Raw genomic sequence first — 14,885 nt, forward strand, 5'->3', positions numbered from 1 at the left:
TCAAATTTTCTGTTAAAAGCTTTTTCCAAAAAATGAAATTATTGTCCCACTCTATTACCTTTACTTTACTTCCCAGGCTGTTGGCGGTTCTTTGTCTATTCCTCGTCACAACGAACACCTGATACCCGCTGGCAAGCAGTTCTTCAGTCAGGTTTCTCCCGATAAAACCAGTCCCGCCAAAAATTAAAACATTCATCTCTCCCACCTCCGGAAAGGCGTCTAACGTTCCGTGTATTCATGCGTCCCGACCACTTCCATCTTGGCTAAGTGTTGGGAATAATCTGTTATTTTATGGTCGGAGCGATATTTTTTTATTTGTCTTTAAGCTATTGCTTTTTTACGTAATTACGTATATACTGTAAGCACAATATGCTTGAGGTGGTTTTTATGTCTGAAACTCAAACTTTTTCACATAAGATTTTTGTTCAAAAGCGTAATCTGATTAGTATTCCAAGAGATATCCGTGATTCCTTAAACATTAATGAAGGCGATGTTCTTGATATCAGTTTGGTCGACAATAAGATTATCATTGAACCAATGAAACTTGTGCCTTCCAGTCAGGCTTATTTTTGGGCTGATAGAACACAAAGGGATTTATTGGATGCCAAGGAAGATATTAAATCGGGAAATACCAGGGAATTTAAGACTGTTAAAGAATTTCTGGACGGTATTGAGCAATGACCAAACGGTTCCGTTCAACCCGTAAATTTGATAAACAATTTAAGTCTCTTGATAATAATTCTTTTAAGCAGGCTGTAAAAGCTATTGAATTATTTATGTCAGAACCCGGCCACCCTTCACTCCGTTATAAGAAAATCCAGGGTACAAATAGCTTTTTCGAGATAAGTGTTAATATGTCGATACGCATAATTATTGAGATTACTTCAGATGGGCAAGACCAGATTAATACTTTCTATATCATTGGTACTCACAATGAAGTATTTCCTCCAAAGTAGCAGAGATGCTACTTTTTCTTTTTTAGGCTCCGACTGTCATATAACGTTTACGTGCATTACTAGCATTTCCTTCAGCTATTTTAATGCCTGTCTTTCCACCAAGTTGACTTTTTTGTGACTCAATAAAGTTATTAAGGGAAAGTCACGAGTAATTCGTGGGCAGCTACGGTGGAAGTATAGACCATGTGTGGGGGAGTATGGTATGGATTTTTTACAATGCTTCACCGGCCTGCTCCACCGTTTTAATCCGTACCGCTGCCGGCGGGTGGCTGTATCCAAACCACTGCACAAAGGGAGCCGGCGCCACGTCGGTCAGGTTGCTGACAGCCAGGTCTACCTCCAGGCGCACAGCGGCCGGTACGTCTCTGGTCAGCGCCACGGAGGTGCGGTCGGCTTCTGTTTCCATACGCCGGGAGATATAGTTCTGCAGGGGGCTGCCGGCGAAAGAAGTGAGCAAAAAGAACAGCAGGATCACCGCCCAGGCTGCCGGGTTGCGTGTCAGGAGCGGCACAGTCTCCCGCAGCAGCCAGAACAAAAATACCCAGAGGATGAAATTGCCCAGGATACCCAGGATCAAGCCTTTAATAATGTGGCCTTTCAGCCAGTGCGCCATTTCATGGGCGACCACCGCTTTCACTTCATCCAGCGGGTATGTTTTTAACAGAGTGTCATACAGCACGATCCTTTTGGTGCTGCCCAAACCCGCGTAATAAGCGTTGGTTCTGGTGGTGCGGCTGCTGGCGTCCATAATCAGCACCTCATCCACAGGCAGCCTTGCTTTATCAGCCAGATCCCTTACCATGGAAGTCACGGCGGGATCAGTGGCCGGGGTAAAGCGGTTGAATAGCGGAGCGACAACCACAGGCCAGAGAAAAGTCTGAATTAAAATCCAGACTGAAAGAAAGGCGGCGGCGGCCAGCCACCAGGTGTTGGGCCAGCGGCCCATCAGCCGGAAAAGGATAAGCACACCTGCAGCGGACAGAACCAGGCTGATAACGCTTTCCTTAACATAATCGACCCACCAGGCTCCCATGGTCTGGGTGGAAAAGCCCCACCAGTGCTGCCAAAAGTAGCTGCTGAAAAGTGTGAAGGGCAGGTTTACAAGCTGCAGAAACAGCCAGAGCATCAGAAAAAACAGCAAAAGGCCGGTCCAGAACCCCCCGGCGGTTTGTTCCGACCAGCGGGCAAGAGAAGAAGCCCGGCCTGAGTAAATAAACCAGACCAGGAACGCGGCCTGCGCGAAAACAGAGAAGATATAGACAAGGCGAATGGCCCTGCTGTACTGCCTGCCGCGCTCAACCTGCTCCGCGCTGAAATACAGCAAGGTGTCGGCAGCAACCCGGCCGGGGAAAAGAGTGTACCAGAGATACAGCAAGCCAAGCACACCTGCCCCGGTAATCAGAATCAACCAGATAATATTGAAGCGCGGCTGCAATTGTATGACCTCCAATTCCTTTTTTTAAAAATATAACAAAAAGTTAAAGATTGAGCTATCTAATAATTTGCTTATCAACAGAACAAAATATTAACGCAGCAAAAATAAAATGAAAGGGTGAAATAAAGTTGATGAATCAACAGCACATTCACTGTATCGTCAACGACTGCCATTACTGGATCCAGGGCAACAAGTGTCAAGCCAACGAAATACTTGTATCTACGGACGAGTTCGGCAGCCAACATCTTGACCATATTGACGCGACCATGGCTAAACAGCTGACTCCCGCCACAGCCGGTTCCTGTATGGCAACCTGCTGCAAAACTTACGTTGCCAAGGGGTCAAAAGATATTAACGCTGACAGTGTCAAAAAAATGTCTTAAACCTTCCTGGACCCGGCCGGCCTACAGCCGGGTCCTGATCTTGATATATCCAGCGGAGCTTACGCCGGCCTGCCCCGGGAATCAGCCATGTTTTCTTTCCAGAGGGCATTCTTCTTCGTCGTCATAGTACTGACAGCTCTGGTTGACACAGAGGCGGGTAATATCCAGCCAAACCCTGCCCGGCTCTTTTACAGGCCTTCTCCTGGTGTACACATTAACCATGCGCTCCACCCTCCCGCAGAAAATTTCCTCAACCTCTATGCTGATGTGAAACACCCCCCTACTTTTTACTGGAAGTATTCAGTAAAAAAGGGGTTATTCCTTGACAAATATTATAGTTTATTTCGACAGGAAAGGAGGGGAGAGTTTACATTAAAAAGAGACATCCCCACAGGAATGTCCCAGTTTTACACTTACAGTTTCAGTCGTAGGTAGTAGGCCGTAAGCCGTAGGTTTATCCTGAATTCCTCATGGGTCTTTGACCCATGACACAATCATGCATACCTACGACCTACGTCTTATTGCCTATGTCAATTTTTTCTAGGGGGAGCATTTGGCGCAGATTGACCTGAACAGGGTTGTGCTCAGATAGCGGTCACCGCGGTCCGGCAGGATGGCCACTATGGTGCCGGAAACCATCTTCTTGGCTTCGCGCAATGCCGCGGCCACTGCCGCGCCGCTGGACATGCCCACGAAAATACCTTCTTTGGTAGCCAGCAGCCTGGCCGTCTCATAAGCCTCGTCATCCTCTATGTTGACCTTCTCATCCATCTGCTCCGGGTGGTAGATTTTCGGGACTATCGCTTCCTCCATATTTTTCAGCCCCTGGATGGCATGTCCTCTGCAAGGCTCGACCCCGATGATTTTTATCTGCGGTTTTTTTTCTTTCAGGAAGAGGCCTGTCCCCATCAGCGTCCCGGTTGTGCCCATTCCCGCGACAAAAACGTCGATCTCCCCTTCGGTCTGCGCAAAGATCTCCGGACCGGTGGTCTCGTAGTGAGAAAGGGTGTTGTTTATATTCGTAAACTGGTTGGGCATATAATACTTTTCCGGCTCTTCTTCAATAATCCGGTGCGCTTCCCTGATCGAGCCGTCTGTCCCTTCACACGCAGGAGTGAGGACTACCTCCGCTCCGAAAGCTTCCAGAATGCGGCTTCTCTCCGTGCTTACACAGCCCGGCATAACCAGTTTCACAGCATACCCTTTGGCCGCGCCTATCATCGCTATGGCAATCCCGGTGTTGCCGGAGGTCGGCTCCAGTATGACCTTGCCTTTAACCAGCTCGCCGGACTCCTCGGCTTTTTTAATCATATAGTAGGCGGGACGGTCCTTGATTGAGCCACCCGGGTTATTTCCTTCAAGCTTGCCGAAAACCCTTACCTTGCTCCCGTTGGTGAGATTCTTTAATTCCACGAGCGGTGTGTTGCCAATGGCAGAAAATATATCCATGTTTTCTCCTCCAGTAGTCTGGTCAGTTAATACGGTTATTATATCGTATTTTTTCACCAGGCTCCAGAAAAATTAACCTAAACCCCTTTAAAAGCCGGTTTGCGCTTGGCCAAAAAAGCGCTCAATCCCTCCTGATAGTCACCGGAACGCGCAGCTTCCAGCACACCCTGGCGCTCGACCTCAAGCTGGCGCTCCAATAATGTGAGCAGCGCGTGGTTCAATCCGGCCTTGGCTACGGCATAAGAGCGCGTAGCCCCTGCAGCCAGACGCTCAGCCCACTGGCGCGTCTCCTCCGCCAGGGCTTCCGGCTCCACAACTTTGTGCACAAGGTTCATAGCCATGGCCTGCCCGGCGTCATAAACCGGGTCGAGGAAAATCATCTCACAGGCCTTACTGAAACCCGCCAGCAAACCTGTCCAGAGGCACCAGCCGACGTCAGGCGCCAGGCCCAGGCTGGTATAAGCCTGTTTAAACTTGACCTGGGAGGAACAGATGCGCAGGTCGCAGGAAAGCGCCAGCGACATGCCGGCGCCGCCGACCGCTCCGTTGATGCTGGCCAGCACCGGCTTGGGCATCTGGCGGATGTTCAGAACGACGCGGTGCAGGGGGTCCAGCAGGCGGTAGACAGGCTCGTCCGGCTGCGAGCCGGCAAACTGCTCAAAATACTTGATATCACCGCCGGAGCAGAAAGCTTTGCCGCTGCCGGTAAGCACAACCACCCTGATCTCATGGTCCCTGCCGCACATTTCCAGCGCAGCGTTCAGTTCCTCGGACAGGCTGAGATTCAGAGCGTTGAAATTGGCCGGACGGTTCATGGTAATAGTAGCGACAGCGTCCTGCCTGGTAAAAAGAATATCTTTAAAAGACAACTGATCACCCTCTCCCTTTTTATAATCTCTGCTCTACCTGGCTTTGCGCAGGTTGTTTAATATGCCCTGGCACTCCCCTATCCTTTCGGCTCCGGCAACTTTTCCATACGCGCCTTTTGCTTTTACTTCCTGGATCCGGTCGTGCAGCCTTTTCACCTGGAGGCAGAATATCTCCAGTTTGGCTTCAATAACCTGGGGAAAAGCGTTGCCGTCTGTTTCAACGGCCAGAAACGGCAGTGACGGGCAGCGCTGCATCACCCTGGCCACCAGCTCTCTGTCTCCGGCAGTGGCTATTTTTGTTTCGCTCATTTTAGCGTTAAGCACTGCTTCAGCGATTCTGCTGGGCATACAGCCAAACGGGCCGATTGAAATAACCCCGGCTACCTCTTCGACCACTTCCGTGACTGCCGCGCCGGCGGTCAGTATTGTTTCCACCGTTAGCTTCGGCGAGATCAGGGCTGAAACATTATCGATCATTTTCTCCACATCAACCATGTGCGCCTCATACAGGCCGGAGTGCGAGAATATCCCTTTTATAGTCCTTTCATACATATTTTTGAAAAATTGTTCAATGTAGCTGCCGATAAAACCTTTTTTATTGCTGCCGGCATTAAGATTATTTTTCATCAGGTAATCACAAAAGTACACCCACTCCGCTATAGGCGCGGTCTTGACCATGATGCCCCTGCCAGCCAGTCTTTCAACCAGGTACTGTCTGGAAAACCCGTCCCTGCGCACGTAGATCTCTCCGACCAGAGCCGCCTTGGGTGTTTGTGCCAGAGGCCGTTCCTTTTTGATGGTCTGCAAAGTACGCGCGGCTTCCCTGAGGTTTTCCTTGAGTCCTTTCCAATCGTCTTTTTCCACACTGCGGATGATCCTGGCGCAAACATCATTGAAAACACCGAGGGCACTGTCTTTATCCCTGGCGATTGTGAGGATGGCGCTGTAGATTTCCTCAAGCACATCACCGATAATCACAGCCTGCCAGGCTCTTATGGTAAAGCCTGTGCCCAGTCCCGCATAGCTGTTCTCACAGGTCAGCGAGATTTGGGTCACATCCTTCAGCTTCATCTTCTCAATCAGGCTTTTAATAAGCACGTTGTACTGCCCAAACCTGCAGGGCCCGGAGGATGTGGGCATAAAGTAGACCAGAAGCTCATCCCCGTTCTCCCTCTTTTCAAGGTAGTCAAACAGGCTGCCCACGGTTAGAATCAGCGGCAGGCATTCCTTGCAGGAAGCGTAGCCTTTACCGATTTTCAGCTCCCTGGACGCGGGGGCGGGCACTGCTGTGGTGTTGATGCCGAAATGTCTTAGGGAAGCGGCCAGCAGCTTTGAGCCGAGGTCCCCCATCGACGGCATGAGCACATGCACTCTGGGGTTATTTAAGGAGTACCTTTTCCCCCCAGAGTCCACCACCCAGGTTTTGTCGCCGTCAGTAACCACCGATGCCGGCTTAAATTTTTCCTGCCCGGCGGCCTTTTCTCTCCTGCCGGTTTCAATATAGCTTTTGACAACATCGAGGAAAGCCTCCACCCGTGTATCCAGGCCGGCATCCGCCGAGTGGCTGTCCAGTTCCAGGGTCAGAGAAGGCTTATCGCCCATAATGTCCCTGAAGAAGCTGACAATAAAGGAGTCCGGGCCACAGCTGAAATTTGTGATGTAGGTGGCAAAAAGCTGCGGGTGGCGGCTGACAAACCTGGCTGCTTTAAGGTTCATCTGACCCTGCGCCCAGAACATATTTTCAAAAGTATCCTCATCCCCGTAGGGTAAAAAATCATAGGGAATAATCCGGTAGCCCCTGGTAGCAAACTTCTGCGGGATGCCCATGTTGGCTTTCTTAGTAAAGGCGTTATACGGCCGCCCAAAAAGCGCCACAGCAGTTTCCTCCGGATGCTTGGCAAGATCCTCTAAAAACGCCAGGCCAATTCTTTTGCACTCGTCATGAAAATCCCTTTGGGCCTGTACGGCCAGGCTGAAAGCTTCTTTCGCCGCTTTCGCGCTAACCCCCAACTGCCTGCCGATATTAACAAAACTGCCCTGCTCCTGCTCGTAACCACCGGCGAAATTAAACACCGGCGTCAGCAGCAGCTTGCCTTTCAACTCATCAAAGGCCGTCTGCAGGTAGTATGGTTCAGACTGGACAAAAGGGCAGGTGACACTGGTGTCAATACCCTTCTCCACAGGGAGCGAGCCAACGTGCGGCAGGAAAAAGACATCGGGATTTTTCTTGAGTAAACCCATCAGCGAACCGTGCGCGATCTCGACGGGATAACAGAATTCCGCGCCTCTTCTCTCCACGCCGACCGCGTCAATATCCTCGCCCAGCAGCAGGTCAAAGCCCAGGGCGGTAAAAAAGTTATAGTAAAGGGGAAAAAGCGTGTTTGTCAGCAGGGAATTGTTCAGCGCCACAGTTTTGTGATTGGGCGGCAGCAGGCGCTTGCCCCTTTCAGTCCCGAATTTTTTAAACACCAGTCTTTCCCGCAGGTTGACCAGGTCAAACTTCTCAAGATCGGGCTCCTTTTGCTCCCTGACCAGGTTGACGTATTTGTTGCAGGCGCCGCCAAACGGGTAAAACTTCCCCAGTATTTTAATCCTGTTGATAGAGCATTTACGGTCGCACTTTTCTTTGCCCCCGGCGCAGGTAAAAGGCTCACCGTAAGAAATATCACGCGCCGCCAGCTCTTCCAGATCATACGACGCGGGCTTCAGCAGCCCCAGCGCGAGCTTGTTCTTCACTTCCAGCGCCACCCCGAAAGCACCCATAAGCCCCGGCTCCGGCGGCACAATGATGTCCTTGCCGGTCAGCGCGGCCATCGCCGCCGGTACGGCTTTGTTGTAGCAAACCCCTCCCTGCATGAAAACCTTCCGCCCCACTGCCCGGTTCCCCTTGACCCTGTTAATGTAATTCAGGCAGATAGAGTAGACCAGCCCCGCGGCCAGGTCACGCACTTCAGCCCCTTCCTGGATGGCGCTTTTAATATCGCTGCTGATAAAAGCTGCGCACTGGTCGCTGAAGTTAAGAGGCCTGTCGCTGGTCAGGGCGATGTCCCCTATTTCTTCAGTGCTGATATAAAGAGACTCCCGCGCGGCCTCTTCCAGAAAAGAACCTGTTCCCGCGGAGCAGGCCTCGTTCATGGCGTAGTCGGAGGCCACTCCGTTAGTTATATAAGTGTACTTGGCATCCTGCCCCCCAATTTCAAAAATGGTGTCCACCAGGGGATCGAAATAGACTGCGGCAGCCGCGTGGGCGATAATCTCATTTATCACCGCCGGAGTCAGGGCGTGCAGGCCGGCGATCTGCCTGCCGGACCCGGTCACACCCAGCCCCGTTATATGCACTTCTTCTTTTAACTGCCGGCTGACCTCGCGGTAGCACTGTCTTGAAGCTCCAATCGGGTCGCCGTTGGTGCGCAGGTAACAGCTGGCCAGGATGGCGTTGTCGCCGGCCCGCATCACCACTGCTTTAGTGGTAGTAGAGCCGACGTCCAAACCAATAATGCAGGTATCCCCTTTTTGCGCTTCCTGGCGAAAGGTTTCCTTGAAATCAACCTTGGAAGTGAAATCTTTAATAGCCGGCAGGTATGTAAAAGAGCCTTCTCCTGCTTTAAACAGGTTTTCCGGGCGGGCCACAGGGATCGTTTCCGTGTCCAGCGCCCATAAAGCGGCGCCCAGCGCCTCAAAATACCTGGCCTCCTCAGGTATGTAAAGCTTGTCAATCTCCTTTTTCAAAAAATTGATCATGGCCGTATTGGCGGAGGCCCCGCCTACAACCAATACCGTGTCATACTCAGTTTTTTTCAGCAGCTCCTGTACCTTCACAGCCATCATCTCGCAAAGCCCGGCGGCCACTCTTTCTTTGGGGGCGCCCTTGTTCAAGGCGTGCGTACAGTCGCTCTTACAAAAAACGGAGCAGCGCCCGGCCACCCTGTACGGGTTGTCCAGATCAGCAATGGATACCGCTTCTTCAATACCTAAATCCATTCTTTTAATCTGCTGCAGGAAAAATTCTCCCGTTCCGGAAGCGCACTTGTTTCCGGTAAAAACGTTGGTGATTTTGCCTTCCCGGTCCAGCTTATAGGCGATAAAAGTCTCGCCGCCCGCGCTGACGATCACATCGGCGCCGCGGTATTCTTCTTTTATAAATGCAAAAGCCTGCTCCACCGCCTCGGGCTCGGAAATGGCGGAAGCGTTCAATTTGCTTTTCAGCTTTCTTCCCGTCACGGCGACCCTGTCCACAGAGCGCAGCAGCGCCGCGTCAGCCATGTTCATGATGGCGCCGCGGGGGTTGCCCTCATGGGGCGCGGTCCTGGTCTCCAGCACGCTTATGTGATGATGCTGGTCCTTTTCCAACAAAACCAGGCTTATATTAGAAGCTCCTATACACAGGCCCAGTGCCTTCAATTAATTTCACCCCGGTATTAATCTATCTGTTGTTTTGAAGCTATCGCCGCGGCTATAGCCGCGCCAATACCCGAACCTTCTTTGGTAAGTTTTAGTGCCACCCGGTTGCCGCCTTCCGCCAAAACCTCGTCCAGGGCTGACCGGATGTTGCGCTCAAAACCGGGCATTTTCTCATACAGGCTGCCGTCAACGGCGATGGTATGCCTATCCCGCAAAGCGGGGTCAAGGTGTCTCAGGATACCTAGATAAGTAGCTGCAATCAGCCGGGCTGACCTTGACGCCACAAGCCCCGCTATATGCCGTATAGCCGCCAGTTCCCCGGGCAGCGGTTCCTTGACACCGAGATTTTCTGCCAGCCAGCCTCCCAGGCGGGCGATTCCTGGTGAGTCATCTGACAGCGCCAGAGCTACCAGCTCAGTGTCAATGCTGTATGGCCGGTGGAGCAGCCCATCCGGATCAGTCATGCTGCCTCTCAGCAGCAAGCCCTGCCGTGCCAGATTGCTGACAACCAGCCGTGTCAGTTCCCCCAGGTAACGGCCTGAAACCATTTTCTCCAGCCGCTGTTCACCCGGCTTTTCGCTGGCCTGGTCCAGCAGCTGATCATAAACATTAAAAGATAAAAGGTTAAAATTACCGGATTCCAGGTTGATAATCACCGGCCCGCGCCCGCAAGCAGGCCGGGGTTCAAGGTAACAGGTATTATGGCCGGTGCCGCAGATGGAGCCGATATCGGCGCCGGGGTCACTATAAGCCGCCGCCAGCAGTGTGCCCACTGTGTCGTTAATAACAGCCGCTGGAATAACTCCGGGCAGGCCCTGGCGCCGCAAAGCTTCAGCCAGCAGCTGGTTGATGTCCCGGCCTTCCACCTGTCCGGTTTTAATTTCCTTGGTCCAATTGATCAGAACGGCCTTGTTGATGTCATAAGAGCGGGATGGAAAAGAAAAAGTGTGGCCCAGCGCGCAAACCTCGCCTGGTACGGCCAGTCCCTTGATCTGCCCGGCCAGCAAATCAAAAAGCTCGCTGCCTGTCGCTGTCGCCTGAGTGAAGTCGTAGCTAGCGGCAGGGTCTTTCAGCGGCATAGACTTTCTTTTTAAAATGCTGGATCGCCCGTTCCCCAGCAGTTCCACCAGTAAAATCCGGACGTTGGTGCCGCCGAAATCAACCGCGAAGAACCTGCCCTTTTCCAGACCGGAAGGTGTACTTATAAATGAAGGGAGCATCTTCAGCGGCCCTATGGCGCCGGCCAGGCCGTCGAGCATAGCTTGGTGAAATCGCCCGGCAATCTCGCGTAAATCCTGACCCGTCACTTTAAACAATTGATCGAGTTTACACAGGGCGTCACCTAAACCAGTTTTTTCTGGTGTTTCTGCCTGCCTCAATATTATAGTCTCCAGCCAAAAGGTTTATGAAGAAATAATTGCCTTATTACTTATGTTATCACATATATTGTAAAATTAACAATTTGGCTTGTAAAATTTCAGACCCGCGGCTCCTGATCTTAGAGAGGAACCGCGGGTCATTTTATTAATGTTTTTAGCTTTACAGAAACGAATTGTCCCGCAAACCCGGCATTCACAAATTTGGCGGAACTCAAATGTTAATGAGAATTCCGTCCTGAAAAACTGGTATGGCATATATGGTTTTATTGAGACCGGCCTGAAGAAATATGATCACCTGCCTTTCACAGTATGTTTTATGGAAAAAACCGTGGAGGGTTGCGGGTAAAAACTATGATCAGTGAATTGCCCTCTTCTTGAACCGTCCGCCCATGACTTCGTGAACATCACTAATGGTGATAAAAGCATTTTCATCTATTTCGTCTACGATAGATTTCAATTTGGCAATTTCCAGGCGTGTAATCACTGAGTACAAGACGCTTTTTACTTCACCTGTGTAGCCGCCTTTGCCGTCCAAAAAGGTAACGCCCCTCCCCAAACGGGCCATTAACACTTCAGCAATCTGCTCGGGTTTTTCAGATACAATCATCACCGCTTTTGATTCGTCCAGCCCTTCCACGGTGACATCGATAACCTTGAAGGCGATAAAATAGGCAAGCAGGGAGTACATCGCCTTGTCCCAGCCAAAAAACAGGCCGGCGCTGCTTAAAATGAAAATATTAAAAAACATTACGATTTCACCGATGGAAAAGCCCGTCCGCTTGTCAAGAATGATGGCCACTATTTCAGTGCCGTCCAAAGAGCCGCCGTAGCGAATAATCAGGCCCACACCAACCCCAAGGACGATCCCGCCGAAAACCGCCGCGAGCAAAACATCTTTAGTCAGCCCGGGAATAGGATGAAGAATCGTAACGCCTATGGAAAGTATGGTCACCGAGAACAATGTGGATAGGACGAAAGTTTTTCCTATCTGTTTGTACCCGACAAAAAGAAAGGGTAAATTCAGGATAAATATGAAAGCTCCCAGGGGAAGCCTGGTGAGAGTGCTGGAAATTATGGAAACGCCCACTATCCCGCCGTCAATAATATTATTGGGCACCATAAAAATTTCCAGCCCGACTGCTGCCAGGACAGCGCCAATCATTAGGAAAAAATACTTTTTAACGTACTTGAAAATAATGCTTTTCTTTTTTGGTGTCATTAATCAACTTCCTTTTATTTTTATTATAACATACCCAAAATAGCGACTACCCTCGCCGTTAAGCGGGGGTAGTTTGGTTTCTTACATATCAGACGGCTTAATTTTAAATAGCTTGTCTACTCTATCTTTACCGACTCCATCTTATCGCCTTTTTCAATCTGGTCAACAACGTCCATACCCTTGATCACCTTGCCAAAGACAGCATACTGTCCATCCAGATAACTCGCGTCTTTTTTCAAAATGTAAAACTGTGAGCCGGCAGAGTTGGGATCCTGGCTGCGGGCCATGGCCACAGCGCCGCGCACGTTCTTAAGGTCCTGGTTCGTTTCCAGCGGGATGGACCAACCAGGTCCGCCTGTACCGTTGCCCAGCGGGTCGCCGCCCTGGATCACCCAGTCCTCCACACGGTGGAAGGTAAGGCCGTCGTAAAAGTTAGAGCCGGCCAGTTTTTCAAAATTGGCCACTGTAACAGGCATCTTGTTGGGGTAAACCTCAAATACAATAGGTCCTTTAGCGGTTTGCACGGTAACGGTTTTTGCTGTTTCCACGCCTTTTTTGGTTGACCAGTAGGCGATGGAGACAGCCAGAATGATCATAATAACAGCTGCAGCGGCAAAAATGATGTTTCTTTTCTTTTTATCTGAAAACATGGATGCGCCGGACCTGGCTGAAGTCTTGGCGGCAGCGCTTTTACCCTTTTGGGCGCCTCCGGCATTCTTGATGTTTTTTGTGTTTTTGTCATTCTTAACATTTTTAACGCTTTTACTGTTTTTTGCAGACTGGTTGCTCTTTTTGTTTTTTGTTTTCTCAGCCAACTATCTCCCCCCTACAAATTCAAATATTTTGGCTTGCAATAACTTCGACGCAAAAAAAGAAAAACCCTGCTCGGGGAGCAGGGAATGGATAAAGTGGCATACAATAAGTATATTAACCGTTCGCAAACAACTTATACACAAAACTATTAAATTTTGTTTAATTTTAAATGAATGTTTACTGGGATATCAGGTCCGGCAGTAAGGTGGCAATCTGCGGAAAGGCCATCAGGATCGCCACACAAATCAATATGGCGATCAAAAAAGGCCACACTCCCTTAAATATTACTTCCAGGGGCACATCAGGCACAATGCCCTTAATGATATAGACGTTCATACCCACCGGTGGCGTGATCACACCCATGGCCACCACCATGACAATGATCACCCCGAACCAGATCGGGTCGTAGCCAAGCGTTGTGACCGCGACCGGGTAAAAAATAGGTATGGTCAGCAGGACCAGCGCCAGCGCGTCGATGAAGCAGCCCAGCACCAGGTATATCAATATTATTATGAACATGATGGCAAAAGAGGGCAGGTCCAGCCCGCCGGCCCAGTTGGCCAGCTCAAACGGCACCCTGCTCACGGCCATGAAGCGCCCAAAGATTACAGCCCCGGCAACCATGAACATGATCATGGCGCTGGTGCGGGTGGTGTCATAAAGTGATTTTTTGAAGCCCTCCCAGCTCAGCCGCCTCTCCACCAGACAAACCGCCAGGACTCCCGCGGCGCCTACCGCGCCCGCTTCCGTGGGAGTGAACCACCCGGCAAACAGGCCGCCGATAGAGATCACGAAGACGAACAACACTTCTCCCAGCCCGCCGCGCAGCGATTCGAGCCGCTCCCGCCAGCCCGACTTCGGTCCCGCGGGTCCCAGGGCGGGGTTGCGGAGGGTCAGGATATATATTGCCAGGATATAAAGCAGCATGAGCAATATACCAGGCAGTATCCCTGCCATAAACAGCTTACCTACCGACTGTTCAGTCGACATCCCGTAAACAATGAAAATCACGCTGGGCGGGATCAGCACGCCCAGGACACCACCGGCGGCAACACTGGCCGTGGCCATGGAAGTGTCATACTTGTATTTCTTCATTTCCGGCAGGGCAATCGCGCCCATGGTCGCCGCAGTGGCGGTGTTCGACCCGCAGATAGCGCCGAATACGGCGCAGGCAACCTGGGTGGCTATAGCCAGACCGCCCGGGTAATGGCCGATCAGCTTGTAAGCGAAAACATACAGCCTCGTGCCGATTCCCGAATAATAAGCAAGAAACCCCATCCAGACAAACATGGGAATGACGCTTAATGAATAAGAAGATAAATTGGAGTACATCTCCTTGGCCACCATGTTTAAGGCTGCCTGCGGCGAAACCATGAAGCTGAATCCTGCAAATCCAACCACAGCCATGGCGACCGCTATCGGCATTCGCAAAGCGATCAACACCAGAAAAGCCAGTATGCCGATTAAACCAATTGTGAGTGATGTCATTTGTTTGTAGCCGCCTTACATATAGATTCGATCGATCTTACCAGCAATACCAGGCAGTAGACCAGCATACCCAGGGCAATCAGGTAGACAAAGGGGTAGATCGGCATCTGGGTTGTGGATGAGACCAGGCCGCTGAGCATCATGCTCCTGGCATAAGCCCCGACATACCAGGCGGATACACCCATGAAACACATTGAAACAATATTTACTAACGCGCTGACAATTGCCCTCAGTCTGGCGGGAAGCCAGTCCACCACAAGGCTGATGTCAATATGAGCGTTCTGCACGCCGCAGAAGGCCAGCGACAGCCCGATCACCACGGCGGTCAGCAGGCCCACGTACTCATAGGCGCCAAAGACCGGCGTCTTAAAAATCACGCGCAACAATATGTTCACAACGATCAAAATCATCGTTGCGACCAGAAAAAAACCAGCCGCCTGGTCCAGCACCCGGCTGAGTCCCGTGACCAGGCCTGAAAACATTTTCATCTCAA

12 protein-coding genes and 1 pseudogene are annotated in these 14,885 nt (G+C 51.0%); 2 read left to right on the forward strand and 11 right to left on the reverse strand.

Going from position 1 to position 14,885, the window contains the following annotated elements:
- Positions 1-40 precede the first annotated feature (40 nt).
- Positions 41-196: pseudogene (locus Pmgp_RS06585) on the reverse strand (NAD-dependent epimerase/dehydratase family protein); the annotation flags it as partial.
- 191 nt (positions 197-387) lie between these two features.
- Between Pmgp_RS06585 and Pmgp_RS06590 the strand changes: the two are divergent.
- A complete protein-coding gene (locus Pmgp_RS06590) occupies positions 388-681 on the forward strand; it encodes an AbrB/MazE/SpoVT family DNA-binding domain-containing protein (RefSeq protein ID WP_134213182.1) in 294 nt (97 codons plus the stop codon).
- A 486-nt stretch (positions 682-1,167) separates the two neighbouring features.
- On the opposite strand, the gene Pmgp_RS06600 is transcribed toward Pmgp_RS06590, so the two are convergent.
- Positions 1,168-2,391 (reverse strand): M48 family metallopeptidase, encoded by a 1,224-nt coding sequence (locus tag Pmgp_RS06600; RefSeq protein WP_134213184.1) that lies wholly within the window; start codon positions 2,389-2,391, stop codon positions 1,168-1,170.
- Between the two features lie 131 nt (positions 2,392-2,522).
- Here Pmgp_RS06600 and Pmgp_RS06605 point away from each other — a divergent pair, with 131 nt between their 5' ends.
- A complete protein-coding gene (locus tag Pmgp_RS06605; RefSeq protein ID WP_134213185.1) occupies positions 2,523-2,774 on the forward strand; it encodes a DUF1540 domain-containing protein in 252 nt (83 codons plus the stop codon).
- An 81-nt stretch (positions 2,775-2,855) separates the two neighbouring features.
- On the opposite strand, the gene Pmgp_RS06610 is transcribed toward Pmgp_RS06605, so the two are convergent.
- From Pmgp_RS06610 to Pmgp_RS06655, 9 genes are all read right to left on the reverse strand, one after another.
- On the reverse strand, positions 2,856-3,050 hold the full coding sequence (locus tag Pmgp_RS06610; RefSeq protein ID WP_134213186.1) for a hypothetical protein: 195 nt from the start codon (positions 3,048-3,050) through the stop codon (positions 2,856-2,858).
- Positions 3,051-3,314: 264 nt separating this feature from the next.
- Entirely contained in the window at positions 3,315-4,223 is a 909-nt protein-coding gene (locus Pmgp_RS06615; RefSeq protein ID WP_134213187.1) for a PLP-dependent cysteine synthase family protein, read from the reverse strand.
- 77 nt (positions 4,224-4,300) lie between these two features.
- Complete coding sequence (locus Pmgp_RS06620) at positions 4,301-5,092, reverse strand: enoyl-CoA hydratase/isomerase family protein (RefSeq protein WP_134213188.1); 792 nt, start codon at positions 5,090-5,092, stop codon at positions 4,301-4,303.
- A gap of 33 nt (positions 5,093-5,125) precedes the next feature.
- Positions 5,126-9,493: an acyl-CoA dehydratase activase gene (locus Pmgp_RS06625; RefSeq protein WP_134213189.1), complete on the reverse strand. Its 4,368-nt coding sequence runs from the start codon at positions 9,491-9,493 to the stop codon at positions 5,126-5,128.
- A gap of 17 nt (positions 9,494-9,510) precedes the next feature.
- Positions 9,511-10,872 (reverse strand): hexokinase family protein, encoded by a 1,362-nt coding sequence (locus tag Pmgp_RS06630; protein ID WP_205077965.1) that lies wholly within the window; start codon positions 10,870-10,872, stop codon positions 9,511-9,513.
- Positions 10,873-11,227: 355 nt separating this feature from the next.
- Positions 11,228-12,091, reverse strand: coding sequence for a YitT family protein (locus Pmgp_RS06640; protein WP_134213190.1), 864 nt, complete (start codon positions 12,089-12,091; stop codon positions 11,228-11,230).
- A gap of 116 nt (positions 12,092-12,207) precedes the next feature.
- The gene (locus Pmgp_RS06645) at positions 12,208-12,906 is read right to left on the reverse strand and encodes a peptidylprolyl isomerase (RefSeq protein WP_243119752.1); all 699 of its coding nucleotides are present in this window, start codon (positions 12,904-12,906) and stop codon (positions 12,208-12,210) included.
- A gap of 175 nt (positions 12,907-13,081) precedes the next feature.
- Positions 13,082-14,392 (reverse strand): TRAP transporter large permease, encoded by a 1,311-nt coding sequence (locus Pmgp_RS06650; protein ID WP_134213191.1) that lies wholly within the window; start codon positions 14,390-14,392, stop codon positions 13,082-13,084.
- Positions 14,389-14,880: a TRAP transporter small permease gene (locus tag Pmgp_RS06655; RefSeq protein ID WP_134213192.1), complete on the reverse strand. Its 492-nt coding sequence runs from the start codon at positions 14,878-14,880 to the stop codon at positions 14,389-14,391. Before Pmgp_RS06655 ends, Pmgp_RS06650 begins: the two co-directional genes overlap by 4 nt.
- Positions 14,881-14,885 lie beyond the last annotated feature (5 nt).

The sequence above is a fragment of the Pelotomaculum propionicicum genome, assembly GCF_004369225.1.
GTDB lineage: Bacteria > Bacillota > Desulfotomaculia > Desulfotomaculales > Pelotomaculaceae > Pelotomaculum_B > Pelotomaculum_B propionicicum.

Coding starts and splice junctions, on each gene's coding strand:
- Pmgp_RS06615 (WP_134213187.1), bottom strand. CDS start 4,223: ATGGATATATTTTCTGCCATTGGCAACACACCGCTCGTGGAATTAAAG.
- Pmgp_RS06655 (WP_134213192.1), bottom strand. CDS start 14,880: ATGAAAATGTTTTCAGGCCTGGTCACGGGACTCAGCCGGGTGCTGGAC.
- Pmgp_RS06590 (WP_134213182.1), top strand. CDS start 388: ATGTCTGAAACTCAAACTTTTTCACATAAGATTTTTGTTCAAAAGCGT.
- Pmgp_RS06605 (WP_134213185.1), top strand. CDS start 2,523: ATGAATCAACAGCACATTCACTGTATCGTCAACGACTGCCATTACTGG.
- Pmgp_RS06650 (WP_134213191.1), bottom strand. CDS start 14,392: ATGACATCACTCACAATTGGTTTAATCGGCATACTGGCTTTTCTGGTG.
- Pmgp_RS06640 (WP_134213190.1), bottom strand. CDS start 12,091: ATGACACCAAAAAAGAAAAGCATTATTTTCAAGTACGTTAAAAAGTAT.